Here is a 24,444-nt window from a genome sequence, read left to right on the forward strand (position 1 = left end):
ACCTATGCGTCTGTAGGGCGTTTACAAATAAGTCGTCATGACTCAAATGAAGGCCAGATGTTGAGCAATCTAGCCTTGCGAACTATGAACGTCTAACCACCCAAGTGAACTAGACGTTCTGGCAATATTAAACTTCTAACAGTAGACGCGCTGGATCTTCTAGTAGCTCTTTAATTGTTACTAGGAAACCAACCGACTCACGGCCATCGATTAGACGGTGGTCGTAAGAAAGTGCTAGGTACATCATCGGCAAAATTTCAACTTTGCCATCCACCGCCATTGGACGCTCTTGGATCTTGTGCATACCAAGAATCGCTGATTGTGGCGGGTTGATGATTGGTGTAGACATTAGCGAACCGAATACACCACCGTTAGTAATAGTGAAGTTACCGCCCATCAACTCATCAACAGTCAATTTGCCGTCACGACCTTTGATCGCTAGCTCTTTGATGCCTTTTTCGATGTCAGCGAAGCCTAGAGTGTCACAGTCTTTAAGTACTGGAGTAACCAGACCACGTGGCGTTGATACCGCCATGCTGATGTCGAAGTAGTTGTGGTAAACGATATCGTCGCCATCAATAGAAGCATTCACTTCTGGGTAGCGTTTTAGCGCTTCTGTTACTGCTTTCACGTAGAAAGACATGAAACCTAGACGGATACCATGACGGTCTTCGAACTGATCTTTGTACTGCTTACGAAGGTCCATGATTGGCTTCATGTTAACTTCATTAAATGTCGTTAACATTGCAGTATTGTTTTTCGCTTCAAGCAGACGGTTCGCAACTGTCTTACGTAGACGAGTCATAGGAACACGTTTCTGGCTACGAGCTGCCGCTGGAGCTTCAACAACTGGCGCTTCTGCTTTAGCTGGTGCTTTCGCGTTTGCTAGGTGAGATTCAATATCTTCACGAGTGATACGACCGCCAACGCCAGTGCCTTTCACTTGGCTAGCTTCAAGGCCATGCTCAGCTAGAAGACGACGAACCGCTGGGCTCAGCGCATCGTTGCTCTCTTCAGTCAGTGCCGCTTTGTGGCGTTTATCTGGAGAAGCTTCTGTCTCTTCTGTCTTATCAGTTGTTGGTTCACCCGCAACTGCACCCGGCTTTAGTCTCGCCAGTAGCTGTTTAGAAAGTACAGTTGCACCTTCTTCTTCAGTGATTGCTTCAAGAACACCTGCTTCTGGTGCTGGTACTTCTAGAACCACTTTATCAGTTTCGATATCAACCAGAACTTCGTCGCGCTCTACAACGTCGCCAGGTTGTTTGTGCCATGTTGCTACCGTTGCATCTGCAACCGATTCAGGTAGATCTGGAACCAGAATTTCAATTGTCATATCTATATCTTCCTTTAACTTCTAGTTCTTAGCCTGAAGTTTTTGTATTCACGGTTAGTGCGTCTTCAACTAACGCTTTCTGTTGTTTCAAGTGTACTGACATGTAGCCTACTGCAGGCGATGCTGATGCTGGTCGGCCAGCGTATTTGAGATCAGCAGTCGCTGGGATTGCAGCACGGAAGTTATGTTGGCTACAGTACCACGCACCTTGGTTTTGAGGCTCTTCCTGACACCAAACAAAATCTTCAACATTAGTGTATTGCTCGATCGCAGCTTTCACTTCTTCCATTGGGAATGGGTAAAGCTGTTCGATACGTACAATCGCCACGTCGTCTTGCTCATTGTTACGGCGCTGTTCCAGCAGATCGTAATAGACCTTACCTGAACAGAACACTACGCGTTTCACTTTTGCTGCGTCTAACTCATCAATTTCTGGGATTGCAGGCAGGAAAGTACCTTCTGCTAGATCTTCGATTGATGACGTACACAGTGGGTGACGCAGTAGCGACTTAGGCGACATAACTATCAGAGGACGGCGCATAGGACGCACAACCTGACGGCGGATCATGTGATAAACCTGCGCTGGTGTTGAAGGAACAACAACTTGCATGTTTTGCTCAGCACACAACTGCAGGTAACGCTCTAGACGCGCAGACGAGTGCTCTGGACCTTGTCCTTCATAGCCGTGTGGCAGAAGCATTGTCAGACCACATAAACGAGCCCACTTCTGTTCACCCGATGAAATGAACTGGTCAATAACAACTTGAGCACCGTTAGCAAAATCACCAAACTGCGCTTCCCAAAGCGTTAAACCACCTGGTTCAGCCGTCGCATAACCATATTCAAACGCCAGTACTGCTTCTTCAGAAAGTACCGAGTCAAATACTTGGAATGGACCTTGTTTGTCGTGAATGTTTGCTAGCGGGATGTAGATGCTCGCATCGTTTTGGTTATGCAAAACAGAGTGACGGTGGAAGAACGTACCACGACCAGAATCCTGACCAGAGATACGGATACGCTTGCCGTCATCGACTATTGTTGCATACGCAAGAGTTTCTGCCATACCCCAGTCGATCGCTTTCTCACCGCTAACCATCGAAATACGGTCGTTGTAAAGCTTGTTTACACGGCTTTGAAGCTTGTGACTTTCAGGGTACTGACAAATACGGTTACCAAGTTCCAGTAAACGCTCTTTATCAAACTGGCTGTTCCATTCTGTATCCCAGTCATGGCCCAAGTAAGGAGACCAGTCTACAGAGTGTAGAGCCATCGGACGCCATTCTTTAACCACGACTTCACCATGGTCAAGGGCATCACGATATTCGTTTACTAGCTGAGTCGCTGTATCGATTCCAAGAACACCACGTTCGATCAACACGTCAGCATATAGCTTACGTGGCGTTGGGTGCTTCTTGATTTTTTGATACATCAGTGGCTGAGTTGCATTTGGCTCATCGGCTTCATTGTGGCCGTGACGACGGTAACATACCAAATCAATCACAACATCGCGTTTGAACTCGTTACGGTAATCCAGCGCGATTCGTGTTACGAAGGCAACCGCTTCTGGATCATCTGCATTAACGTGGAAAATCGGTGCCTGTACCATCTTAGCGATATCAGTACAGTACATTGTAGAGCGTGTATCGCGAGGGTTAGACGTTGTAAAGCCAACTTGGTTGTTGACAACAATTCGAACCGTACCACCAACTTGGAAGCCACGAGCCTGAGACATATTGAATGTTTCAGCGACCACACCCTGACCAGCAATCGCTGAGTCACCATGAATAGTAATAGGGAGTACTGTGCTGCCGTCTTTGTCGCCAAGGCGATCCTGACGTGCACGAACAGAGCCAATAACTACTGGGTTTACGATCTCAAGGTGCGATGGGTTAAATGCTAGCGCTAAGTGGACATCACCACCTGGTGTAGCAAAGTCCGCAGAGAAACCTTGGTGGTACTTAACATCGCCCGTACCCCATGTTTCGTCGTGCTTACCCGCAAATTCGTCAAACAGATCTTGTGGTTTCTTACCTAGAACGTTGACCAGCATATTCAGACGACCACGGTGAGCCATACCGATAACGACTTCACGCATACCACTTGCACCCGCATGACGAATCAATTCTTTTGTCATCGGGATTAGCGCATCACCGCCCTCTAGAGAGAAACGCTTAGCACCAGGGAATTTAGCACCTAGGTAACGCTCTAAGCCTTCAGCGGCTGTTAGCTCGTCTAGGAAAGTGTGCTTTTCTTCTTGAGTGAAGGTAGGTTGACCTACAACTGATTCCAAACGCTGTTGAATCCAACGTTTTTGTTCAGTGTCAGTCATATGCATATATTCTGCACCGATAGAGCCACAGTAGATCTTCTGCAAAGACGAGTAGATGTCTTTTAGTGGCATTGTATCTTGGCCAATGGCAAAAGAACCTACATTGAAAGATTCTTCAAGATCATCTTCGGTAAGACTGTGGAACGCAGGGTCTAGCTCCGCCACAAATGGACGTTGCCATATACCTAGAGGATCAAGCTGTGCCGCTTCGTGTCCACGGAAACGGTAAGCATTGATTAATTGAAGTACTTTGACTTGTTTTGCGTCGACATCTGGATCACTAACTTGGACACTGTAATGCTTTGTTTCTTGAGCGAGTCGTCGGAAGTAGTCGCGGACACGCGAATGTGGTTGTTCTGCCACTTCTTTTGAAGGCTTAGGTAAGTCCTCAAATACGCGTTTCCACTCCTCACTTACCAGATCGGGATCACTTAGATACAGTTCGTAGAGGTCCTCTACATACGTTGCATTGGCGCCAGCCAAGTGTGAAGACTCGAGCCATGCCTTCATCACGCCGTTGTGCATATTTTCCCTTAACCAGTAGTTTTCACGTTTGCTTCGGTCTTTGCCGAGCTAATAAGAGCCGATTACACCATCGCAATCGGCAATGCTTTATTAATTTAAACCGAACGGTTCACAAGCATGGTCTTAATGTGACCAATCGCTTTCGTTGGGTTCAGTCCCTTAGGACAAACACTTACACAATTCATGATGCCGTGGCAACGAAAAACGCTAAATGCATCATCAAGATCTGATAAGCGTTCATCTGTCGCTGTATCGCGGCTATCAATTAACCAACGGTAAGCAGCTAGAAGACCAGCAGGACCAATAAATTTGTCTGGGTTCCACCAGAATGACGGACAAGACGTTGTACAACATGCACACATGATACATTCATACAAACCATCTAGATGCGCGCGTTCTTCAGGCGATTGCAGGTTCTCACGAGAAGGTGGCAGTGCGTCATCGTCAATCAAGAATGGTTTCACTTTCGCGTAATTGTCATAGAACTGTGTCATATCTACGATAAGATCGCGTACTACAGGCAAGCCCGGTAGCGGACGGATAACAATTTTATCACCCTGTAATGCAGATAGCGGAGTGATACAAGCTAGTCCATTTTTGCCGTTCATATTCAGACCGTCTGAACCACACACACCCTCACGGCATGAGCGACGGAAAGAGATGCTTGGATCTTGCTCTTTCAAAAGAATCAGCGCATCCAACACCATCATGTCCGAACCTTCTTCCACGTCTAACGTGTAGTCCTTCATATATGGTTTTGCATCTACATCCGGATTGTAGCGGTACAAAGAGAAGTTTAGTTTCATGATATGGCCTCCCTTAGTATGTACGTACTTTCGGCGGGAACGCTTCACGGTGTACTGGCGTCATGTTGACATCACGCTTAGTCATCGCTTCTGTTTCCGGGTTGTAGATTGAATGGCATAGCCAGTTCTCGTCATCACGCTCTGGGTAGTCAAAGCGAGCATGTGCACCACGGCTTTCTGTACGGTAGTTTGCCGCAACAGCTGTTGAGAACGCAGTTTCCATCAGGTTGTCTAGCTCTAGACACTCAATACGCTGAGTGTTGAACTCAGAAGATTTGTCCGCTAGGTGCGCATCTTTCAAGCGCTCACGGATCACTTTCAACTCTTCTAGACCTGTTGCCATTGCATCGCCTTCACGGAATACCGAGAAGCTGTTTTGCATGCAAGTTTGTAGATCTTTACGGATTTGTACTGGATCTTCACCACCCGTGCTGTTTTCCCAACGCATAGTACGCGCTAGAGACGCTTCGATGTCAGATTCAGTTGCAGGGCGAGCTTCTACTTGAGCTGCTAACGTTTCGCCTAGGTGTAGACCTGTCGCACGACCGAATACAACCAAGTCTAGTAGTGAGTTACCACCTAGACGGTTTGCACCGTGAACAGATACAGACGCGATTTCACCACAAGCGAATAGACCTTGAACTTCCGCTTCGCTGCCATCAGCCAATTGTTTGATTGCTTGACCAGAAACCTGAGTTGGAACACCACCCATCATGTAGTGACAGGTTGGGATTACAGGGATTGGCTCTTTCACTGGGTCAACGTGTGCGAACGTGCGAGATAGTTCACAGATACCCGGTAGACGAGACTCAAGTACGTCTTTACCTAGGTGATCAAGTTTCAGTTTGATGTGTGGACCCCAAGGACCATCACAACCGCGGCCTTCACGGATTTCGATCATCATTGAACGCGCAACCACATCACGACCAGCAAGGTCTTTCGCGTTTGGTGCGTAACGTTCCATGAAGCGCTCGCCGTCTTTGTTTAGTAGGTAACCACCTTCACCACGACAGCCTTCTGTTACCAGAACGCCCGCACCAGCGATACCTGTTGGGTGGAACTGCCACATTTCCATATCTTGCATTGGAACGCCAGCACGCAGTGCCATACCAACACCATCACCTGTGTTGATGTGTGCGTTCGTTGTAGACGCGTAGATACGACCTGCACCACCAGTAGCAAGGATGGTTGCTTTCGATTTGAAGTAACAGATTTCGCCCGTTTCCATACAAATCGCAGTACAACCCATGATTGCGCCGTCTTGGTTTTTCACAAGATCCAAAGCGTACCATTCAGAGAAGATAGTTGTTTTGTGTTTTACGTTTTGTTGGTAAAGCGTGTGCAGTAGTGCGTGACCAGTACGGTCAGCCGCCGCCGCTGTACGAGCCGCCTGCTCACCACCAAACTCCTTCGACTGACCGCCGAATGGACGCTGGTAGATAGAACCGTCTTCAAAACGAGAGAAAGGTAGACCCATTTTCTCTAGCTCGATTACAGACTCTGGACCATTTTTACACATGTACTCGATAGCGTTTTGGTCACCGATGTAGTCCGAACCTTTAACAGTGTCATACATATGCCACTGCCAGTTGTCTTTATGCGAGTTACCTAAAGCTACAGTGATACCGCCCTGAGCAGAAACTGTATGAGAGCGTGTTGGGAAAACTTTTGATAGTAGAGCACAGCTTAAGCCCTGCTCCGAGATTTGTAGCGCAGCACGCATGCCTGCACCACCAGCGCCGATTACTACGGCATCAAATTCACGAACTGGAATAGACACTTACGCACCCCACAGAACAAATAGACCAGAGAAGAAGTAACCGAACAGAATGGCAATAATACCTAGCTGTAGGCCACCACGAAGCATAGCGCACTTGATGTAGTCAGTAAGAACTTGCCACAAACCAATCCACGCATGGATAAGTACTGACACTAGCGCTAGCATTGTGAATACTTTAGTGAAGGTGCCACCAAAGAACTGAGTCCAAGATACGTAAGAAATATCGGTGAAAGCGCAAAAGCTCACCATATAAATAGTGTAAAGCGTCATGATGATCGCCGTCGCACGAATCAGTATGAAATCGTGTACACCGTTACGACCAAATGATGAAATATGTTTTACCACACCAAAACCCCCGCTAGTAGTGACAGAACGGCTGTTGCTGCGAATGCAACCTTAGCGCTCATTGCGCCAGATTCCAGCTCTTCAAAATGACCTAGGTCCATCAGTAGGTGACGAATACCACCTGCAATATGGTAGGCCAAAGCCGTTAGAATGCCCCATAAGATAAATTTCACAAAAAAGCCATCGACGATATCGACTGCTTGTGCGAAACCTACTGGAGAGGATAATGAAATGGATAATAACCAAAGCAGAATTCCGACCGCGACAAACGTAATTACACCAGAGACTCGGTGTAAGATAGATGCGATTGCAGTGATCGGAAAGTGAATGGTCTGTAAATCTAAATTAACAGGTCTTGACTTTCTTTCTTTCACGGGCTTGCTCACTCAGCTCCATTGAGCATTTATAGTTATGAACGAATTTTGGTAGTAAACCCACAAAAGTTAACATTTATTTAACAAGCATCCCCACCTTAACGCCGAGTAGATTGTAAAATATTTGTTAACAACAAGATTTGAAACTTCACCTCACTTTTGTTTCAAGCCTTGAATTTATTAGGGTTCCGCCAAAATTGACTGCGCCACTATACGGCTGGCAACATTCTAATACAATTGATGTAACAATTTTTGCTACACAGGGCAGGTTTTTGGCGTTACGTGTTCAAAAAATCATAACAAGTGCACACATCAGAGGAGATAAATTGACTTTGGTAACGAATGCACGTACAAAAATGTCACACAAACATCCTGGACGGATTAATAATAAACAAAGGAGATTGTTATGGCGGATAAGAAAGCGACCCTTCATGTTGAAGGCAAAGCGCCTATCGAGCTGCCAATTATGGAAGGTGCTTTAGGTACCCCTGTAATTGACGTTCGAACACTGGGAGCAAACGGATACTTTACTTTTGACCCAGGTTTTCTTGCCACTGCATCTTGTGAATCTCAAATCACATATATCGACGGTGATAAAGGCATTCTTTTACACCGTGGTTACCCGATTGATCAACTAGCAAACAACGCTGATTATTTAGAAGTATGTTACATCCTTCTTTATGGCGAAGCCCCAACCCGCGAACAATACGAGCAATTTAAAGTCACCGTAACTCGTCATACAATGGTACACGAGCAAATCGCGAGCTTTTTCCATGGTTTCCGCCGTGACGCTCACCCAATGGCGGTTATGTGTGGTGTGGTTGGTGCGCTTGCAGCGTTCTACCACGATTCTCTTGATATCAACAATGATGAGCACCGTGAAATCGCTGCATACCGACTAATATCTAAGATGCCTACCCTGGCAGCTATGTGTTACAAATATTCTGTTGGTCAGCCGTTCATCTACCCAAGAAACGATTTAAACTACGCAGAAAACTACTTGCACATGATGTTTTCAAACCCATGTGAAGAGTACGAAGTTAATCCTGTTGTCGCTCGTGCAATGGATAAAATCTTTACACTTCATGCGGATCACGAGCAAAACGCATCTACTTCAACTGTGCGTCTTGCTGGTTCATCTGGCGCGAACCCATTCGCATGTATTGCCGCAGGTATCGCGTCCCTTTGGGGCCCTGCTCACGGCGGTGCAAACGAAGCATGTCTGAAAATGCTTGAAGAGATTGGAAGTGTAGACAACATTCCAGAATACGTTGAACGTGCGAAAGACAAAGATGACCCATTCCGCTTGATGGGCTTCGGTCACCGAGTTTACAAAAACTACGATCCACGTGCGACAGTAATGCGCGAAACATGTCACGAAGTACTTAAAGAGCTAAACATCAAAGATCCACTACTTGATGTTGCAATGGAACTTGAGCGTATTGCACTTTCTGATGAATATTTCGTTTCTAAGAAACTTTACCCGAACGTGGATTTCTACTCAGGTATTATTCTAAAAGCGATTGGTATTCCTGTTTCTATGTTTACGGTTATCTTTGCACTTTCACGTACAGTTGGTTGGATTGCTCACTGGAACGAAATGCACACTGATCCGCTAAACCGAATCGGTCGCCCTCGCCAGCTATACACTGGTAAAGAGCAACGTGAATTTCACCCTATGCATGAACGCGAGTAATATCTCCGTTTGATAGAGTAAAAAGGTTGGCCATGTGCCAACCTTTCGTTTTTATAAGCAATTTTAAACTGGATTATCAATATCGATAAACTCGACGTCCAAACCGTGCTCTTTCGCCAGCCACTCACCCAACGCTTTAACACCGTATCTTTCTGTTGCATGGTGCCCGGCTGCGAAGTAATGAATATCCATTTCGCGAGCAGTGTAAGTCGTTCTTTCTGAGATCTCACCCGAAAGAAATGCATCCAAACCGTTTGCCACGGCTAATTCGATAAAATCTTGTCCACCACCTGTACACCATCCAACCGTTTCAATCATCTTGTCATTAGCTTCTGGAGCAATGTGTAGCGGCTCTCGATTCAGCACTTGGTTGATTTTTTTAGCAAACTCTTCACCACTTAGCGGCTCTTTTAAACGACCAAACATCGCGACTGATTGTGGATGACCTTCTAATCCACCCTCTACGTCTATCTCAAGTAAGCGAGCCAATTCTGCGTTATTGCCCAACTCAGGATGAATATCTAACGGCAGGTGATAGCCGAACAAGTTGATATCATTTTTTATTAGCGTGCGAATGCGGTTGCCTTTCATGCCTCGAATCGGCTCTGGCTCTCCTTTCCAGAAGTAACCATGGTGAACAAGCAGTGCGTCTGCATTGAGCTCTACTGCTTTATTAATCAATGCTTGAGAGGCTGTAACACCCGTTACGATGCGCTTAATTTCTGATTTTCCTTCAACTTGCAGACCATTCGGTGCGTAATCTTTAATAAGTTGAGGAGATAAAAGCTCGTTTAATATTTTTTCCAGCTGTAAATTGTTCATTTCGACTTCCGCTTATTTCGCCACTGACAAAGTGTATTCTAACGATGTTAGTGATGCTAGATGCAATCAGAAATGGTTACAATAGAGAGAGATTTACATGGCTTCGTGGTAAGCGTCCGAAAACAGGAATTAAGATGAATCAGCTACAACGCTTTTATGACTGGATTGCGCACTCTCCTTCACTGTTTAAGTTAACACCGCCATTTGTTTCTTTGGAAAATTTGCGCGTCGCCCCTCTGTCAAACAGCGATTACATAGGAAACCCGAGACTGGGTTTTTTGTATCAACACTTATGTACTGAGTTATTAAATCAGAGCGATCGCTACTCCATCGTACTCGACGAAGCGCAAATCAATCACGACAACGGACAAACACTTGGCGCTATCGATCTGATTCTTAACAATAAAGAGTCTGGAAAGTTAGAGCATTGGGAAGTGGCGATTAAGTTTTATCTTCTTCATAAAGGTACGTGGTTTGGCCCAAATGCACATGATCAGCTAGATAAAAAGCTAGCTAGAATGTTAACCCATCAATTGAAAATGAGTTCAACCGAGCCATTTAAAAATCAGTATCCACACTTAGACAACCTGACTGAACATCTATTGCTACAAGGTCGCCTCTATATCAACCCATTTACTGATGAGCCCGTGCCAACAGAGTGTCTTGGATTCGCCCTAAATCAGAGACAACTTTCAGGTTACTGGTGCTATCAAAGCCAGTGGGATCAAATTGGCGAAACATTGTTTGAATTAGCCAAACCCTACTGGGCGACTGGAATCACTGAGTTTGAACACCCTATTGAAAAGCCAAATGGTCGATTTATTCACGCACAAACGAAAGACGGGAAATTTTGGTTTGTTGTACCTAATAGCTGGCCCGGAAAGTAACATGAGCCTTCTCGGCAGATACAATAAAGGTTGGTGATAATCACCAACCTTTATCATTCACGAATGATTTGCAGTATTCGTATTCGATGGCAAGGGCCAAAATTATAAACCTGCGTTAGCAAACACCTGATTTACAATATCTTGCGCTTCTGCTTCTATTTGCTTCAGATGCTCTGCGCCTTTGAAGCTCTCACAGTAAATTTTGTAAATATCTTCTGTGCCCGATGGCCGAGCCGCAAACCAACCGTTCTCGGTCGTCACTTTTAGACCACCAATTGCTGCACCGTTACCCGGAGCGTGAGTCAAACGAGCCGTAATCGCATCACCAGCCAGCGTATCAGCAGTGACCATTTCCGCAGACAGTTTCTTCAACACATCTTTTTGCGGGCCGTTGGCAACAGCTTGAATACGGTTGTACTGAGATTCGCCGTGTTTCGCTGCTAACTCTTCGTAGTACTCCTGAGGGTTCTTGCCTGTCACTGCTGTAATTTCAGCGGCTAGCAAGCAAAGGATGATGCCGTCTTTATCTGTCGACCAAGGCGTACCATCTTTACGTAGGAAAGATGCACCTGCACTTTCTTCACCACCAAATCCGAATTTACCTTCGTACAAACCATCAACGAACCATTTAAAGCCCACCGGAACTTCACATAATTCGCGCCCAAGGTCAGCAACCACGCGGTCAATCAGTGCACTTGATACCAGAGTCTTACCAACTGCTACGTCTTTACCCCACCCTTCGCGATGACGGTATAGGTAATCGATACATACAGCCAAATAGTGGTTAGGGTTCATCAAGCCTTTTGGTGTCACAATACCGTGACGGTCATAGTCAGGATCATTACCAAATGCCAAATCGTATTCGTCTTTAAGCGCCAATAGACCTGCCATCGCATAAGGTGAAGAGCAGTCCATACGTACTACCCCATCCTTATCTAAGGACATAAACTGGAACGACGGATCAATCGCCTCACTCACTAGAGTAAGATCTAAGTTGTACGTCTTTGCAATTTGACGCCAGTAATCAATGCCGCTACCACCGAGTGGGTCCACACCGATTTTTAAGTTTGCTTTTTGAATCGCGTCCATATCGATAACGTTAACCAGATCATCGATGTATGGCTTCACTAAATCCTTCTCTACAAACAACGCTGACGATTTAGCTTCAAAAAGAGGCATACGTTTTACGCTCTTAAGCCCTTCTGAAATCAGCTCGTTTGCACGATTTTGGATTGCTTCTGTCAACTCACCTTCCGCTGGGCCACCATGTGGTGGGTTGTATTTGATGCCACCGTCTTGAGGCGGGTTATGAGAAGGGGTAATAACAATACCATCCGCTTTATCTTCATGCTTCAGGTTGTAAGTTAAGATTGCGTGGGAAATACCTGGCGTTGGCGTGTAACCGTTATCTTCCTGCGTAATCACTTCCACGCCATTTGCAATGAGCACTTCTACTACGCTTGAGAATGCAGGTTCCGATAACGCGTGAGTATCTTTACCTACGAATAACGGCCCTGTCGTTCCCTTTTGCGCTCGGACTTCTGCAATAGCTTGTGCGATTGCCAGAATATGATTCTCATTGAACGTTGATTTATCTGCCGTGCCGCGATGGCCAGAAGTCCCGAATTCCACTTTATGTGCCGGGTTAGCAGGGTCTGGTTGAAGTAGAAAATAATTTGAAACAAGAGCAGGGATATTATGAAGATCCTGCTGCTGAGCTTTTTGCCCTGCTCGTAGGTGCATAGCCATTTTGACATCCTTTCTTTAAATAATGGAACTAAAAAACCTCATAATACTGGAGTCTTACAGAGCATTATGAGGTTTAAATCAGACTTCTTTAAATCGAGTTAGCAACCTTTTCGGTCAGGTCGGCTGGGAAGCTCATTCGAATCATTAGCTGATCCACCATCTGTCGTTTCCGGCTAGTATTATTGTTGGTGATCACCCAGAAAGGTGAGCCCGGAATCGCTTTTGGTTTCGTGGTGTTACCGTGTTCGAGTAATGTTTGTTCATTATCTGCGAAGTATACTCGCTTGCGACCTTTAACTTGAGTCGCTTCAGAAAAACCTGTTGGGTCGATGCGATGAAGTGTAGATAGCACTAACATAAATCGATCAATCGCTTTCTTAAGCCCTGCAAACTCATCCGAGATAAGCAGCGAGCGCATCTCTTTTACGCTGTCTACTTTTTCTTCTTTAGCTGCATCACGGCTAACGACAATACCTTGTGGCTGTACCGGAATGACTGGCGCTGGCGATTGATTCTTTCCGTCCACATTCAGTAGTCGACGTAAAATATCAGATGCACTTTCACCAATATGCTGGGTTTGACTTGCGATGTAACGGTATAGATCCTCATCAACCTCAATTGTTTTCATTCGCTTTTCACAATCTCTATGTTTAAACTCTGGGGGATTATATACCCAAGTAACCTCAAGATGCGAGTTTCAGATCCTGTATCTGAAGCAGAATGAAGGCTTAAACTAGTCTCAACGTTAAACTGCCACGAATAAAGTAAAATGTCACAACTGCTCAACTACAAAGTCGAAGGTGAAGGTCACACCATCATTTTGATCCACGGATTGTTTGGAAATCTAGATAACCTAGGTCTACTAGCACGAGATTTACGCACTGATCATCAGGTTCTCAGTGTGGATCTACGTAACCACGGTCAATCTTTCCAAAGCGATGAACACAACTATGCCCTCATGGCTCAAGACGTATTCCATTTGATTCAGAGCTTGGATCTTAAAAAATACACAGTTATCGGTCATTCCATGGGTGGAAAGGTCGCTATGAAGTTGGCAGAGCTGGCACAAGACCAGATGACTCAGCTCGTGGTCTTAGATATGGCCCCAGTGGAATATACGCAAAGTCGTCACGATAATGTCTTCAGTGGCTTAAAAACAGTACTAGCGCAAAAACCAACCTCGCGAAAGCAAGCTTTAGATATCTTATCCCAGCATATTGAGCTAGAAGGTGTAAGACAATTTTTGGGCAAGTCATTATACAACAGCGGCGATCATCTAGAGTGGCGCTTTAACGTTGAAAGCCTTTGGAACAACTATTGGGAAATCCTTGGCTGGGCACCTATCGAACGAATCTCTACGCCTACCCTATTTATCAAGGGGGGCGACTCAGACTATTTAACCAATGATCACCAGCCAGACGTTCAAAAGCAATTTTCTGCGGCTAAAGCTCATGTCATCGCAAATACTGGCCACTGGTTGCATGCAGAAAAGCCAGCCGAAGTTTTAAGAGCAATACGCAAATTTATTGCATAAAACATAATGAGAGGTCAGTTGCAACCTACCCGTTAACTTTATCTATTAACGATGGTATAGTGCAGCGCAAGTATTTTGGTATATAGGGATTCCATGCTCTACGACTACATGAACATGCTCGAGTCTATCGGTCTCGATTTACTTTTTGCGTCTATCTTTTTCTTAATTGGTATGGCGATTAAAGATGTCCTTAAAGCAGGCAATGTTCCTCCTTTTGGTCGTCGCATAGTATGGCTAGTCCTATTCTTGGGCTGTGCTGGTTTTATTGCAAAAGGCATTATTCAGTTCAGCTGGGAAGGCACGGGGCTAGGTTGATCTCCTGTATAGCCACAACAAGAAAATAGTAAGGGTAACGAATCTATGGCAAGTGTAGGTATCTTCTTCGGTAGCGACACAGGTAACACTGAAGCTGTTGCAAAGATGATTCAAAAACAACTAGGTAAACAGCTTGTTCACGTACAAGATATTGCTAAAAGTAGTAAAGAAGACATCGATAACTTCGATCTGCTACTACTTGGTATCCCAACTTGGTACTACGGTGAAGCTCAATGTGACTGGGATGATTTCTTCCCAGAACTAGAACAAATTGATTTCTCAACTAAGCTAGTTGCTATCTTTGGATGTGGTGATCAAGAAGATTACGCGGAATACTTCTGTGATGCGATGGGCACTGTTCGTGACATCGTTGAAGCAAAAGGCGGTACGATCCTAGGCTACACCTCAACAGAAGGCTACGAATTCGAAGCATCTAAAGGGCTTGTTGAAGGCGACGATAGCCAATTCGTTGGTTTATGTATTGATGAAGACCGTCAACCAGAACTTACTGAAGAACGCGTAAACAACTGGTGTAAGCAGATTCATGAAGAAATGTGCTTAGCAGAGCTTGAAGGCTAACCAAAGCGTTGATTAAAAACCTCCAAATCGGAGGTTTTTTTGTATCTTCGGTTTACGCTGCCTGCTCTTGTACACTCTCTCGATATTGAGGTTTCTTGCGTACGTAGAGTGTTCTTTGTACTTCTGAGACTATAATCCCATCTTTGTCCTTAATATGGATAATAAACTCAGGAAAACACTTATCACCGTTTGCGGTCTGACAAAGAACGTCCTCTAGCAAATCTTGAGGAACAATAAAGTCGGCATATAAATCACTTTGCCCAGGCTTGATAAAGTTGATACTCGCCTCTTTGTCCCAGACATAATATTCTTTACCCAAAATACCCATCAACATCAGCGAGTAGACAGGATCAGTTAAAGAAAATATGCTGCCGCCATACTGAGTACGATTGGCGTTTTTGTTCCACCAACGTAACTTTAGCTTCACTTGAACTTGGCGAAAATCCTCACTGATCGACAAAATCTTAATCCCTGAGCCCCAAAAAGGCGGCCATAAGTTGAGAGCAAATTTAACGACTTTTGGTTTATCAGCGATATTCATCCACAATTTCATTTTCATTCCCTGAATTTTCCATCACAATGTTAATGAATTGTAACTGGTCAGAGTTGTTTAATCAGTGACATAGAACGAGTTTACGTCAATACAAAGTAACCCTTTGAAGTTCGTGGTTTATTGTTATTGCCGACTACCCTATAATATTAGGAATATTGAATTCTGTTTATTACTGCAGATCATCAACAGGAAAGTATATGTCAGACAACAACCAAGCGCTAAAGGATGCTGGTCTTAAGGTTACCCTTCCAAGACTGAAGATTTTAGAAGTACTACAGCAGCCAGAATGCCAACATATTAGTGCTGAAGAGCTATATAAAAAGCTGATTGATCTAGGAGAAGAGATCGGTCTAGCTACCGTATACCGAGTATTAAACCAATTTGATGATGCAGGTATTGTGACTCGTCACCATTTTGAAGGTGGCAAATCAGTATTTGAGCTCTCGACACAACACCATCACGATCACCTAGTCTGCCTAGACTGCGGTGAAGTTATTGAGTTCTCAGATGACCTTATCGAAGAACGTCAAAAAGAGATTGCGGCTAGATACAACGTTATCCTGACCAACCACAGCCTATACCTGTATGGTAAATGTAGTGATGGTAGCTGCAAAGATAATCCAGACGCACACAAACCAAAAAAATAACGACTATTTAAAAGCGCTTCTACAGCGCTTTTATTTTGTCCCCCTTTTATGTACAGATACAAAAATGCCAGTCCGAAGACTGGCATTTTATTTCTATTTTAAACGGTCATTACTGAGCGTCGATTTTAGCCCAAGTATCACGTAAACCTACTGTGCGGTTAAATACTAAAGCGTCTGCTTTTGAATCTTTCGCATCCGCGCAGAAGTAGCCCATACGTTCGAACTGGAAGCCTTTTTCAGCTTCAGCGTTCGCCAAGCTAGGCTCAACGAAACCTTGCTTAACTTGCAGCGAATCAGGGTTGATCGTTTCTGCAAAGTTATCAGCCGCCGCTGGGTTAGGCACAGTAAACAAGCGATCGTATAGGCGGATTTCCGCTGGTAGACCTTTATCTGCCGATACCCAATGAATAACACCTTTAACCTTACGACCGTCTGCTGGGTTTTGACCTAGCGTTTCATCGTCATAAGTACAGAAGATAGTCGTGATGTTACCTTCGGCGTCTTTTTCGATACGCTCAGCTTTAATTACGTAAGCGCCACGTAGACGAACTTCTTTACCTAGAACCAGACGCTTGTACTTCTTGTTCGCTTCTTCGCGGAAGTCTTCACGTTCGATCCAAACTTCACGAGTGAACGGTACTTCACGCTCGCCCATCTCAGGTTTGTTCGGATGGTTCGCTACCGTAAGTGTTTCTACTTTATCTGCGTCGTAGTTTTCAATCACTACTTTCACAGGATCCAGAACTGCCATCGCACGCGGCGCGTTTTCGTTCAGATCATCACGAATACAAGACTCTAGTGAGCTCATCTCGATCATGTTGTCTTGCTTAGTCACACCGATACGTTTACAAAACTCACGGATAGAAGCTGATGTAAAGCCACGACGACGTAGACCTGAGATCGTTGGCATACGTGGGTCATCCCAGCCGTTCACAAGCTTTTCGCTAACCAACTGGTTTAGCTTACGCTTAGACATCACTGTGTACTCAAGGTTTAGGCGGCTAAACTCATACTGATGTGGCTGACAATCTATTGTAATGTTTTCCAATACCCAATCGTAAAGACGACGGTTGTCTTGGAATTCAAGTGTACATAGCGAGTGAGTAATGCCTTCCAACGCATCTGAGATACAATGCGTAAAATCGTACATTGGGTAGATGCACCACTTATCACCCGTTTGGTGATGGTGAGCAAAACGAACACGGTAAAGAACCGGATCACGCATAACCATAAAAGAAGAAGCCATATCGATCTTCGCACGAAGACATGCTTTACCTTCTTCAAAGCCGCCATCACGCATTTTCTCAAATAACGCTAAGTTTTCCTCAACGCTACGATCACGGTATGGGCTTGGTTTACCAGGCGCAGTTAGTGTGCCACGGTATTCGCGGATCTGCTCAGGACTTAGCTCTTCAATGTACGCTAAGCCTTTGTTAATTAATTCCACTGCAAACTCGTAAAGCTTGTCGAAGTAGTTTGATGAATAGCAAATCTCACCATCCCATTCGAAGCCTAACCAGCTCACATCATTCTTAATTGACTCAACGTACTCTACGTCTTCTTTCTCTGGGTTTGTGTCATCAAAACGCAGATTACACTTACCCTGATAGTCCTGAGCAATACCAAAGTTCAAGCAAATTGACTTAGCGTGACCGATGTGCAGATAACCGTTTGGTTCTGGCGGGAAACGAGTATGCACGCTTGTGTGTTTACCATCCGCTAAATCTTTATCGATGATTTGGCGAATGAAATTCGATGGACGAGCTTCAGCTTCACTCATCTAGAGCACCTCAATTGTTGTAGTATTGTTCAGATAAATTGTATTTGAGGAGTCTCTTTCCCCTCAAAGTATATAGCGTCCAATGATCCACAATTATTGGCATTTACACAACTAGAACTCAGCTTTTATTCGCAAATATTATGGCATTAGATTGAAATGAGCTCTGATGTGCGCAGCTTTTCGGCACTCAATAAGCAGAAAGCGGGTAAAGAAAAACCTCCCGAAGGAGGCTTTCATTAACATTGAACTGCTATGTAGTTAGTGTGGCAGTTTTACATTTGTTAGGTCTTCATTCGCACCGACAGCTTTCATTTCGCCGGCAACGATTTCAGCAAGTGGGCCTAAGATAACTTGGAGGTTATTTTCACCCAACTTCACAACGCCTTTTGCACCAAGTTTCTTAAGTACAATCTCATCGGCAACAGAGCGATCTTTCAGAGTTAAACGTAAACGCGTGATACAAGCATCAATGGAAGTCAGGTTCTCATGACCACCTAACGCTTTAAGATATTGGCGCGCTAGCTCACCTTTATCTGATTTAGCTGCAGGAGCGGCACTTACTTCTGAATCATCATCTTCACGACCTGGCGATTTTAGGTTAAATACGCGGATTGCGAAGCTGAATGTAAAGAAGTACAGAGCACCAAAACCAAGACCTACCGCACCTAGTAGTAATGGGTGAGTTGCTAAGCCAAAGTTCAATGCGTAATCAATCAGACCTGCTGAGAAAGTAAACCCATGTAGTGTACCAAGCATATTCGCAACCACTAGCGATAGACCTGTAAACACTGCGTGAATGGCATACAGTGCAGGCGCTAGGAAGACAAACATGAACTCTAGAGGTTCAGTGATACCTGTTAGGAATGAACAGAATGCTACTGAGAATAGTGCACCACCAACTTGATGACGTTTTTCAGCTGGAGCAGCAAAGTACATTGCTAGCGCCGCACCTGGCAGACCGAACATCATCACAGGGAAGAAACCGTTCATGAATACGCCAGCAGATTTGTCGCCACCGAAGAAGCGGTGTAGGTCACCAGATTTAACCACATCTGTGACTTCTTTCACTGTAGCAGTAATTTCTGGAGTGACAGTGTTAGTAAATTCAAATGTATGAGTTTGACCAGCAACAAGTGTCTTCGCTAGTGCAGGATCTACACACAGCTGCTGTAGCGCAGGTAGAGCTTGACCAGCTGCAGATGCACCCGTTACGAGTACTTCTTGACAGCTACCCATACCAAACCAGAAGAAAGAGTTAAGTACGTGGTGAAGACCAACAGGAATAAGTGCACGGTTAAGCGTACCGTAAAGGAACTGACCAATAGCACCAGACGTTGAAATACCGTGTGCTAACGCGTCCAGACCACTTTGAATAGTTGGCCATACGAAACCGCCAATGGCACCCGCTACAAGAGCAAACAGGCCCGCCATAATAGGTACTAAACGTTTACCAGAGAAAAAGGCCAACCACTCTGGAAGACGTGTAGCATGAAAAGCGTTGTAAGAGTGACCAGCGATAATACCCGCGATGATACCACCGAAGAATGACATGTTAATCGAAGCATCAATTGTAGTCGCTGTTGCAGTCAGCACAAAGTATGCAACTGCACCCGCTAGACCTGCCGCACCTTGACCGTCTTTAGACAAGCCAATCGCAATGCCGAGGCCAAACAACAATGGAAGATTAGAGAAAATAGAGTTACCAGCTTGTGCCATAAATGCGATATCAAACACATCTGGTTGGCCCAAACGCAATAACAAGCCTGCGATTGGCAAGGTCGCGATAGGAAGCATAAGAGCTTTACCTAACTTCTGCGCATATCCAAGAATATTCACCTTTAGTTCCCCCTATAGGATTTCATATTTTGTCTGAGCAACTTTTTTTAGTGGCTCAATTTAGTCCCGTTCAGTTTATGAGATTAATTTTGCCCCGCAAATTAAAAGGTCATCATTTGTGATCATAGTCACCTGAAATGATCAGGCGAGAGGGTTTTTGCTAGCGAGATCATAAAACTTATTTTACAATACAAAAAAATGAAGAATACACGAACAAACTTGCAGTATCCTCTAAGTACTGAGAGTGGCATGATACCTTATCTATCGTTGTGTTAATTACGGGGCAGCACATCGATAGTTCAATAGAAAAGTAAGAATCACCTCGTCGGTTCATACCACTTTTTCGAGAAAAAATTTCCCGCTTGCTAAAGATATTTTTCGATCTAATTGAAGTCTGCAAATAAAGTTCTGTTTCACTTAAATTGCTCCTATTAGATCACTGACAACTTTTAGAATTTAGACATAAGGATTAGCCCACCATGTACGCGCTAACAAATTGTACAATTTATACCGGCAGCGATGTTCTGGTTGACCACGCTGTAATTATTAACAACGGCATAATTGAATCTGTATGCTTGGTTTCTGAACTTCCGACAGGCATAGAAACCCGTGACCTTAGCGGCGCTAAATTAAGCCCTGGGTTTATTGATTTACAGCTCAATGGCTGTGGCGGTGTGATGTTGAATGATGAAATTACCGCGGACACGATGCAAATCATGCATCAAGCTAATCTGAAATCAGGTTGTACTAGCTTTCTTCCAACACTGATTACTTCCTCTGACGAAGATATGCGTCAAGCGATTGCAGCCGCTCGCGAGTACCATGATAAGTATCAGAACCAATCTTTAGGTTTACACCTCGAGGGTCCTTACCTAAATGTTGAGAAAAAAGGTATCCACAGCGTCGATTATATACGCCCTTCCGATGAAAGCATGATTGACTTTATCTGCGACAATGCAGACGTCATCGCTAAAGTCACATTAGCTCCGGAACACAACGACCTAACGCACATCGAACGTCTCAAAAACGCTGGGATTATTGTGTCGATTGGCCATACTAACGCGACTTACTCTGAAGCTCGCCAAGGATTTGATGCAGGCATTACCTTTGCCACTCACCTATTCAATGCGATGACACCAATGACGGGCCGTGAGCCTGGTGTTGTCGGAGCCATTTACGATACACCGGATGTGTACGCAGGTATCATTGCAGACGGGTTCCATGTCGATTATGCAAACATTCGTATCGCTCACAAAATTAAGGGCGAAAAATTAGTATTAGTGACCGATGCCACAGCTCCTGCAGGCGCTGACATGGATTACTTTATTTTTGTTGGTAAGAAAGTATATTACCGAAATGGTAAGTGTGTTGATGAAAACGGCACACTCGGCGGCTCGGCACTCACAATGATTGAAGCAGTTCAAAATACTGTTGAGCACGTCGGTATCGCTTTGGACGAAGCACTTCGAATGGCAACGCTATACCCTGCTAAAGCCATCGGGTTGGATCACAAACTAGGCCGTATAAGAAAAGGCATGGTGGCAAACCTAACCGTATTCGATCGTGACTTTAAAGTTCAAGCGACAATTGTAAACGGACAATACGAGCAAAATTGAGAATGAATGGCGGACAAATAGGTAACGTAGATTTAGTAAAACAGCTAAACAGTGCAGCAGTGTATCGGTTGATTGACCAGCAAGGTCCTATTTCAAGGATTCAAGTAGCTGACGTCAGCCAACTGGCTCCTGCCAGTGTTACAAAAATAACCCGCCAACTTTTAGAGCGTGGCCTAATCAAAGAGGTCGCGCAGCAAGCTTCTACTGGTGGACGAAGAGCGATCTCTCTAACGACAGAAGTCGAACCTTTTCACTCGATTGCAGTGCGAATTGGTCGAGATTACATCCAGTTTAGCCTCTACAACCTAGGTGCCAAAGAGCTGGCTTCTGATTACACTGAGTTTTTCTACACGACTCAAGAAGAGCTAGTGGAAGGGCTACTTAGCCAACTTAAACAGTTCATCAGTACTAACCACAACTTAATTAATCAACTGATTGCGATTGGTATTTCCTTGCCAGGACTCGTTAATCCGGAAACTGGTGTTGTTGAGTACATGCCAAATATTTCTATTGATAAATTAAGCCTGGCTGAACTGATCAAAAATACGTTCCATGTCGAGTGTTTTGTTGGAAATGACGTTAGAGGCATGGCATTAGCCGAACATTACTTTGGCGCAAGTCGCGATTGCCAAGACTCTATCTTAGTCAGCGTACATAGAGGTACCGGTGCAGGTATCATTGTTAATGGGCAAGTGTTTTTAGGCTACAACCGCAACGTGGGCGAAATCGGCCATATTCAGATCGATCCTCTTGGCGAACAGTGTCAGTGTGGCAATTTTGGTTGTTTAGAAACAGTCGCCGCCAACCCAGCCATCATTGAGCGCGTAAATAAGCTACTTGCACAGGGTTATGAGTCGAGTTTGTCTACCCTAGAAACGATCACCATTGCCGACGTATGCGAACACGCAAACCTAGGTGATGAGCTAGCAAAACAAAGCTTAGTCCGGGTCGGGAACCAACTTGGTAAAGCCATTGCCATTACCATTAACCTATTTAACCCTCAAAAAATTGTCATCGCCGGTAAGATCACTCAATGTGAAGAGATTGTTTTTCCTGCTATTCGTCGAAATGTCGAAAATCAATCACTACCAACGTTCCATCATGACTTACCTATTGTTGCGTCTGAAATTGATAAACAGCCGACACTAGGTGCGTTTGCCATGATCAAGCGCGCTATGCTGAACGGCGTTTTGTTACAAAAATTGCTTGAAGATTGATCGCTTAAGCAATTAGTTGAGTTAGAATAGAAGGCTGTGTCGAAAGATGCAGCCTTTTTCTTTGGAATCAAAATATAAGAACAACTATGGAACTCATTCTCATATCAGCCGCATTTCTCGCTGGCTTTATTGTATTAAAGTTAAACCTTCCTCCTCTCGTTGGCTTTTTGCTGGCTGGCTTTGGGCTTTATGCTTTCGGTTTTGAAAGTAACGAAACGATTGTTACTTTGGCTGATTTAGGCGTTACGCTGCTATTGTTTACCATTGGTCTTAAGCTTGATATTAAGACGTTACTTTCTAAAGAAATTTGGGCTGGCTCAACCGTTCATAATATTGCTTCTACGGCCCTGTTCAGTATTGCATTAATCTGCTTTAAGTATCTTGGTATCAGCGCATTAGCCGACATGTCCATGGATCAAATCTTATTGCTTGGCTTTGCCCTGTCTTTCTCAAGTACCGTATTCGCCGTTAAATCGTTGCAAGAAAAAGGGGAAATGAACGCGACCTATGGCACGCTCGCCATCGGTATTCTGGTCATGCAGGATATTTTTGCTGTTATTTTCTTAACCGCATCGACAGGAAAGCTACCTGAGTGGTATGCGATTGCTTTGTTTGCCCTTCCTTTACTCAGACCCGTGTTCTACAAAATCTTAGATTTGGTTGGCCACGGCGAAATGCTGGTACTGTTTGGTATATTTTTCGCGCTAGTTGTTGGTGCTGGTTTATTCGAACTGGTTGGCATGAAACCAGATCTCGGGGCTCTGATTCTCGGAATGCTTCTGGCTGGTCACAGCAAAGCATCGGAGTTATCTAAGTCACTGTTCAATTTAAAAGAGCTATTCCTTGTCTGTTTCTTCCTCAATATTGGTTTATCAGAGCAACCTACTTGGTCGGGCTTCGCGCTTGCCGTACTGTTCATGCTACTGCTTCCAATCAAAGGGATTCTCTACTTTATCGTCATCAACGCCTTTAAGTTCCGTGTACGCACTTCGCTTTTAGCCTCTCTAAGCCTATTTAACTACAGTGAATTTGGCCTCATCGTCGGTGGCTTGGCCTTTAAGATGGGTTGGATGAGTGGCGATATCTTGGTAGCCATTGCGATTGCTGTGTCCATGTCTTTTATCCTTGCAGCACCTATCAACCGCTACGGTCATAGACTCTATCAACACTCTAGCCACTGGTTACGAGAGCATGCCGCTGAAAAGCTCAACACCAGAGATAAGTTAATTAACCCTGGGCATGCACAGATCCTAATCTTAGGCATGGGCCGCATTGGTACGGGTGCATACGACGAGCTAAAAGCACGATACGGCAATATAAGCTTAGGTATAGAGGTTCGTGAAGATGCAGCAATCAAACATCAAAGCGAAGGTCGTAACGTCATCGCTGGTGATGCTACCGACTCAGATTTTTGGGAACGTATCTTAGACACAACCAATGTGAAATTGGTGCTCCTATCCATGCCGCACCACCAAGGGAACCAAATTGCGCTGGAGCAGTTACAGCGCAGAAACTTCGAAGGCCAGATTGCCGCTATCGCAGAGTATCCGGATCAATTAGATAGCTTGGTAGAAAAAGGGGTCGACGCTGCGTTCAATATCTATAATGAAGCGGGGAGCGGTTTTGCAAGGCATGTATGTAAACAGCTTCAACCTTCATTTACCCCATCTGAATAAGTTTTAAAATTGGCTGCCAAGTGGCAGCCTTTTTTAATTTTTTGC

The 24,444-nt window shown here is 44.7% G+C and carries 21 protein-coding genes; 9 read left to right on the forward strand and 12 right to left on the reverse strand.

Annotation, left to right across the window (positions count from 1 at the left end; translation table 11 throughout):
- Positions 1-127: 127 nt before the first annotated feature.
- The 6 genes from odhB to sdhC form a co-directional block, all read right to left on the reverse strand.
- Complete coding sequence (odhB, locus tag NP165_RS09255) at positions 128-1,333, reverse strand: 2-oxoglutarate dehydrogenase complex dihydrolipoyllysine-residue succinyltransferase (protein WP_257083687.1); 1,206 nt, start codon at positions 1,331-1,333, stop codon at positions 128-130.
- 28 nt (positions 1,334-1,361) lie between these two features.
- Positions 1,362-4,187: a 2-oxoglutarate dehydrogenase E1 component gene (gene sucA / locus NP165_RS09260; RefSeq protein ID WP_257083688.1), complete on the reverse strand. Its 2,826-nt coding sequence runs from the start codon at positions 4,185-4,187 to the stop codon at positions 1,362-1,364.
- A 95-nt stretch (positions 4,188-4,282) separates the two neighbouring features.
- A complete protein-coding gene (locus NP165_RS09265; RefSeq protein ID WP_257083689.1) occupies positions 4,283-4,993 on the reverse strand; it encodes a succinate dehydrogenase iron-sulfur subunit in 711 nt (236 codons plus the stop codon).
- Positions 4,994-5,006: 13 nt separating this feature from the next.
- Complete coding sequence (sdhA, locus tag NP165_RS09270) at positions 5,007-6,773, reverse strand: succinate dehydrogenase flavoprotein subunit (RefSeq protein ID WP_257083690.1); 1,767 nt, start codon at positions 6,771-6,773, stop codon at positions 5,007-5,009.
- A complete protein-coding gene (gene sdhD / locus NP165_RS09275) occupies positions 6,774-7,118 on the reverse strand; it encodes a succinate dehydrogenase, hydrophobic membrane anchor protein (protein ID WP_257083691.1) in 345 nt (114 codons plus the stop codon). It abuts the gene before it with no gap.
- Positions 7,112-7,504, reverse strand: a complete 393-nt coding sequence (gene sdhC / locus NP165_RS09280; protein WP_257083692.1) for a succinate dehydrogenase cytochrome b556 subunit — start codon at positions 7,502-7,504, stop codon at positions 7,112-7,114. The genes sdhD and sdhC overlap by 7 nt, the downstream gene beginning before the upstream one ends.
- 394 nt (positions 7,505-7,898) lie before the next feature.
- Between sdhC and NP165_RS09285 the strand changes: the two genes are divergently transcribed.
- Complete coding sequence (locus NP165_RS09285; protein WP_257083693.1) at positions 7,899-9,188, forward strand: citrate synthase; 1,290 nt, start codon at positions 7,899-7,901, stop codon at positions 9,186-9,188.
- A 63-nt stretch (positions 9,189-9,251) separates the two neighbouring features.
- Here the strand turns inward: NP165_RS09285 and NP165_RS09290 are convergent, their stop codons facing one another.
- A complete protein-coding gene (locus tag NP165_RS09290; protein ID WP_257083694.1) occupies positions 9,252-10,010 on the reverse strand; it encodes a Nif3-like dinuclear metal center hexameric protein in 759 nt (252 codons plus the stop codon).
- Between the two features lie 134 nt (positions 10,011-10,144).
- Here NP165_RS09290 and NP165_RS09295 point away from each other — a divergent pair, with 134 nt between their 5' ends.
- Positions 10,145-10,897: a DUF1853 family protein gene (locus tag NP165_RS09295; RefSeq protein WP_257083695.1), complete on the forward strand. Its 753-nt coding sequence runs from the start codon at positions 10,145-10,147 to the stop codon at positions 10,895-10,897.
- A gap of 102 nt (positions 10,898-10,999) precedes the next feature.
- On the opposite strand, the gene pgm is transcribed toward NP165_RS09295, so the two are convergent.
- Positions 11,000-12,646: a phosphoglucomutase (alpha-D-glucose-1,6-bisphosphate-dependent) gene (gene pgm, locus NP165_RS09300; RefSeq protein ID WP_257083696.1), complete on the reverse strand. Its 1,647-nt coding sequence runs from the start codon at positions 12,644-12,646 to the stop codon at positions 11,000-11,002.
- An 88-nt stretch (positions 12,647-12,734) separates the two neighbouring features.
- Entirely contained in the window at positions 12,735-13,274 is a 540-nt protein-coding gene (gene seqA, locus NP165_RS09305) for a replication initiation negative regulator SeqA (RefSeq protein ID WP_257083697.1), read from the reverse strand.
- Between the two features lie 141 nt (positions 13,275-13,415).
- Here seqA and NP165_RS09310 point away from each other — a divergent pair, with 141 nt between their 5' ends.
- The 3 genes from NP165_RS09310 to fldA all read left to right on the forward strand — a co-directional run bounded on the left by NP165_RS09310 (position 13,416) and on the right by fldA (position 15,074).
- Positions 13,416-14,180 (forward strand): alpha/beta fold hydrolase, encoded by a 765-nt coding sequence (locus tag NP165_RS09310; RefSeq protein WP_257083698.1) that lies wholly within the window; start codon positions 13,416-13,418, stop codon positions 14,178-14,180.
- 93 nt (positions 14,181-14,273) lie between these two features.
- On the forward strand, positions 14,274-14,495 hold the full coding sequence (locus NP165_RS09315; protein WP_257083699.1) for a DUF2788 domain-containing protein: 222 nt from the start codon (positions 14,274-14,276) through the stop codon (positions 14,493-14,495).
- Between the two features lie 45 nt (positions 14,496-14,540).
- On the forward strand, positions 14,541-15,074 hold the full coding sequence (gene fldA / locus NP165_RS09320) for a flavodoxin FldA (protein ID WP_257083700.1): 534 nt from the start codon (positions 14,541-14,543) through the stop codon (positions 15,072-15,074).
- A 52-nt stretch (positions 15,075-15,126) separates the two neighbouring features.
- Here the strand turns inward: fldA and NP165_RS09325 are convergent, their stop codons facing one another.
- Positions 15,127-15,627 (reverse strand): DUF4442 domain-containing protein, encoded by a 501-nt coding sequence (locus tag NP165_RS09325; RefSeq protein WP_257085578.1) that lies wholly within the window; start codon positions 15,625-15,627, stop codon positions 15,127-15,129.
- 197 nt (positions 15,628-15,824) lie between these two features.
- On the opposite strand from NP165_RS09325, the gene fcrX reads away from it, so the two are divergent.
- Positions 15,825-16,274: a ferric iron uptake transcriptional regulator FcrX gene (gene fcrX, locus NP165_RS09330; protein ID WP_257083701.1), complete on the forward strand. Its 450-nt coding sequence runs from the start codon at positions 15,825-15,827 to the stop codon at positions 16,272-16,274.
- 109 nt (positions 16,275-16,383) lie between these two features.
- Here the strand turns inward: fcrX and glnS are convergent, their stop codons facing one another.
- Both glnS and nagE read right to left on the reverse strand, forming a co-directional pair.
- Entirely contained in the window at positions 16,384-18,054 is a 1,671-nt protein-coding gene (gene glnS / locus NP165_RS09335) for a glutamine--tRNA ligase (RefSeq protein ID WP_257083702.1), read from the reverse strand.
- 258 nt (positions 18,055-18,312) lie between these two features.
- Positions 18,313-19,890 (reverse strand): N-acetylglucosamine-specific PTS transporter subunit IIBC, encoded by a 1,578-nt coding sequence (gene nagE, locus NP165_RS09340; RefSeq protein WP_257083703.1) that lies wholly within the window; start codon positions 19,888-19,890, stop codon positions 18,313-18,315.
- A 479-nt stretch (positions 19,891-20,369) separates the two neighbouring features.
- On the opposite strand from nagE, the gene nagA reads away from it, so the two are divergent.
- From nagA to NP165_RS09355, 3 genes are all read left to right on the forward strand, one after another.
- Positions 20,370-21,506 (forward strand): N-acetylglucosamine-6-phosphate deacetylase, encoded by a 1,137-nt coding sequence (gene nagA, locus NP165_RS09345; protein ID WP_257083704.1) that lies wholly within the window; start codon positions 20,370-20,372, stop codon positions 21,504-21,506.
- Between the two features lie 2 nt (positions 21,507-21,508).
- Positions 21,509-22,723: a DNA-binding transcriptional regulator NagC gene (gene nagC / locus NP165_RS09350; RefSeq protein ID WP_257083705.1), complete on the forward strand. Its 1,215-nt coding sequence runs from the start codon at positions 21,509-21,511 to the stop codon at positions 22,721-22,723.
- Positions 22,724-22,809: 86 nt separating this feature from the next.
- A complete protein-coding gene (locus NP165_RS09355) occupies positions 22,810-24,399 on the forward strand; it encodes a cation:proton antiporter domain-containing protein (RefSeq protein ID WP_257083706.1) in 1,590 nt (529 codons plus the stop codon).
- Positions 24,400-24,444 lie beyond the last annotated feature (45 nt).

The sequence above is a fragment of the Vibrio japonicus genome, assembly GCF_024582835.1.
Taxonomy (GTDB): Bacteria; Pseudomonadota; Gammaproteobacteria; order Enterobacterales; family Vibrionaceae; genus Vibrio; species Vibrio japonicus.

Bases quoted from the DNA above. Each gene is read 5' to 3' on its own strand.
- NP165_RS09265 (WP_257083689.1), bottom strand. From the start codon at position 4,993: ATGAAACTAAACTTCTCTTTGTACCGCTACAATCCGGATGTAGATGCA.
- nagA (WP_257083704.1), top strand. From the start codon at position 20,370: ATGTACGCGCTAACAAATTGTACAATTTATACCGGCAGCGATGTTCTG.
- NP165_RS09310 (WP_257083698.1), top strand. From the start codon at position 13,416: ATGTCACAACTGCTCAACTACAAAGTCGAAGGTGAAGGTCACACCATC.
- NP165_RS09290 (WP_257083694.1), bottom strand. From the start codon at position 10,010: ATGAACAATTTACAGCTGGAAAAAATATTAAACGAGCTTTTATCTCCT.
- fldA (WP_257083700.1), top strand. From the start codon at position 14,541: ATGGCAAGTGTAGGTATCTTCTTCGGTAGCGACACAGGTAACACTGAA.
- sucA (WP_257083688.1), bottom strand. From the start codon at position 4,187: ATGCACAACGGCGTGATGAAGGCATGGCTCGAGTCTTCACACTTGGCT.
- NP165_RS09355 (WP_257083706.1), top strand. From the start codon at position 22,810: ATGGAACTCATTCTCATATCAGCCGCATTTCTCGCTGGCTTTATTGTA.
- NP165_RS09285 (WP_257083693.1), top strand. From the start codon at position 7,899: ATGGCGGATAAGAAAGCGACCCTTCATGTTGAAGGCAAAGCGCCTATC.
- glnS (WP_257083702.1), bottom strand. From the start codon at position 18,054: ATGAGTGAAGCTGAAGCTCGTCCATCGAATTTCATTCGCCAAATCATC.
- odhB (WP_257083687.1), bottom strand. From the start codon at position 1,333: ATGACAATTGAAATTCTGGTTCCAGATCTACCTGAATCGGTTGCAGAT.
- fcrX (WP_257083701.1), top strand. From the start codon at position 15,825: ATGTCAGACAACAACCAAGCGCTAAAGGATGCTGGTCTTAAGGTTACC.
- nagC (WP_257083705.1), top strand. From the start codon at position 21,509: ATGAATGGCGGACAAATAGGTAACGTAGATTTAGTAAAACAGCTAAAC.
- NP165_RS09325 (WP_257085578.1), bottom strand. From the start codon at position 15,627: ATGAAATTGTGGATGAATATCGCTGATAAACCAAAAGTCGTTAAATTT.
- NP165_RS09315 (WP_257083699.1), top strand. From the start codon at position 14,274: ATGCTCTACGACTACATGAACATGCTCGAGTCTATCGGTCTCGATTTA.
- pgm (WP_257083696.1), bottom strand. From the start codon at position 12,646: ATGGCTATGCACCTACGAGCAGGGCAAAAAGCTCAGCAGCAGGATCTT.
- seqA (WP_257083697.1), bottom strand. From the start codon at position 13,274: ATGAAAACAATTGAGGTTGATGAGGATCTATACCGTTACATCGCAAGT.
- NP165_RS09295 (WP_257083695.1), top strand. From the start codon at position 10,145: ATGAATCAGCTACAACGCTTTTATGACTGGATTGCGCACTCTCCTTCA.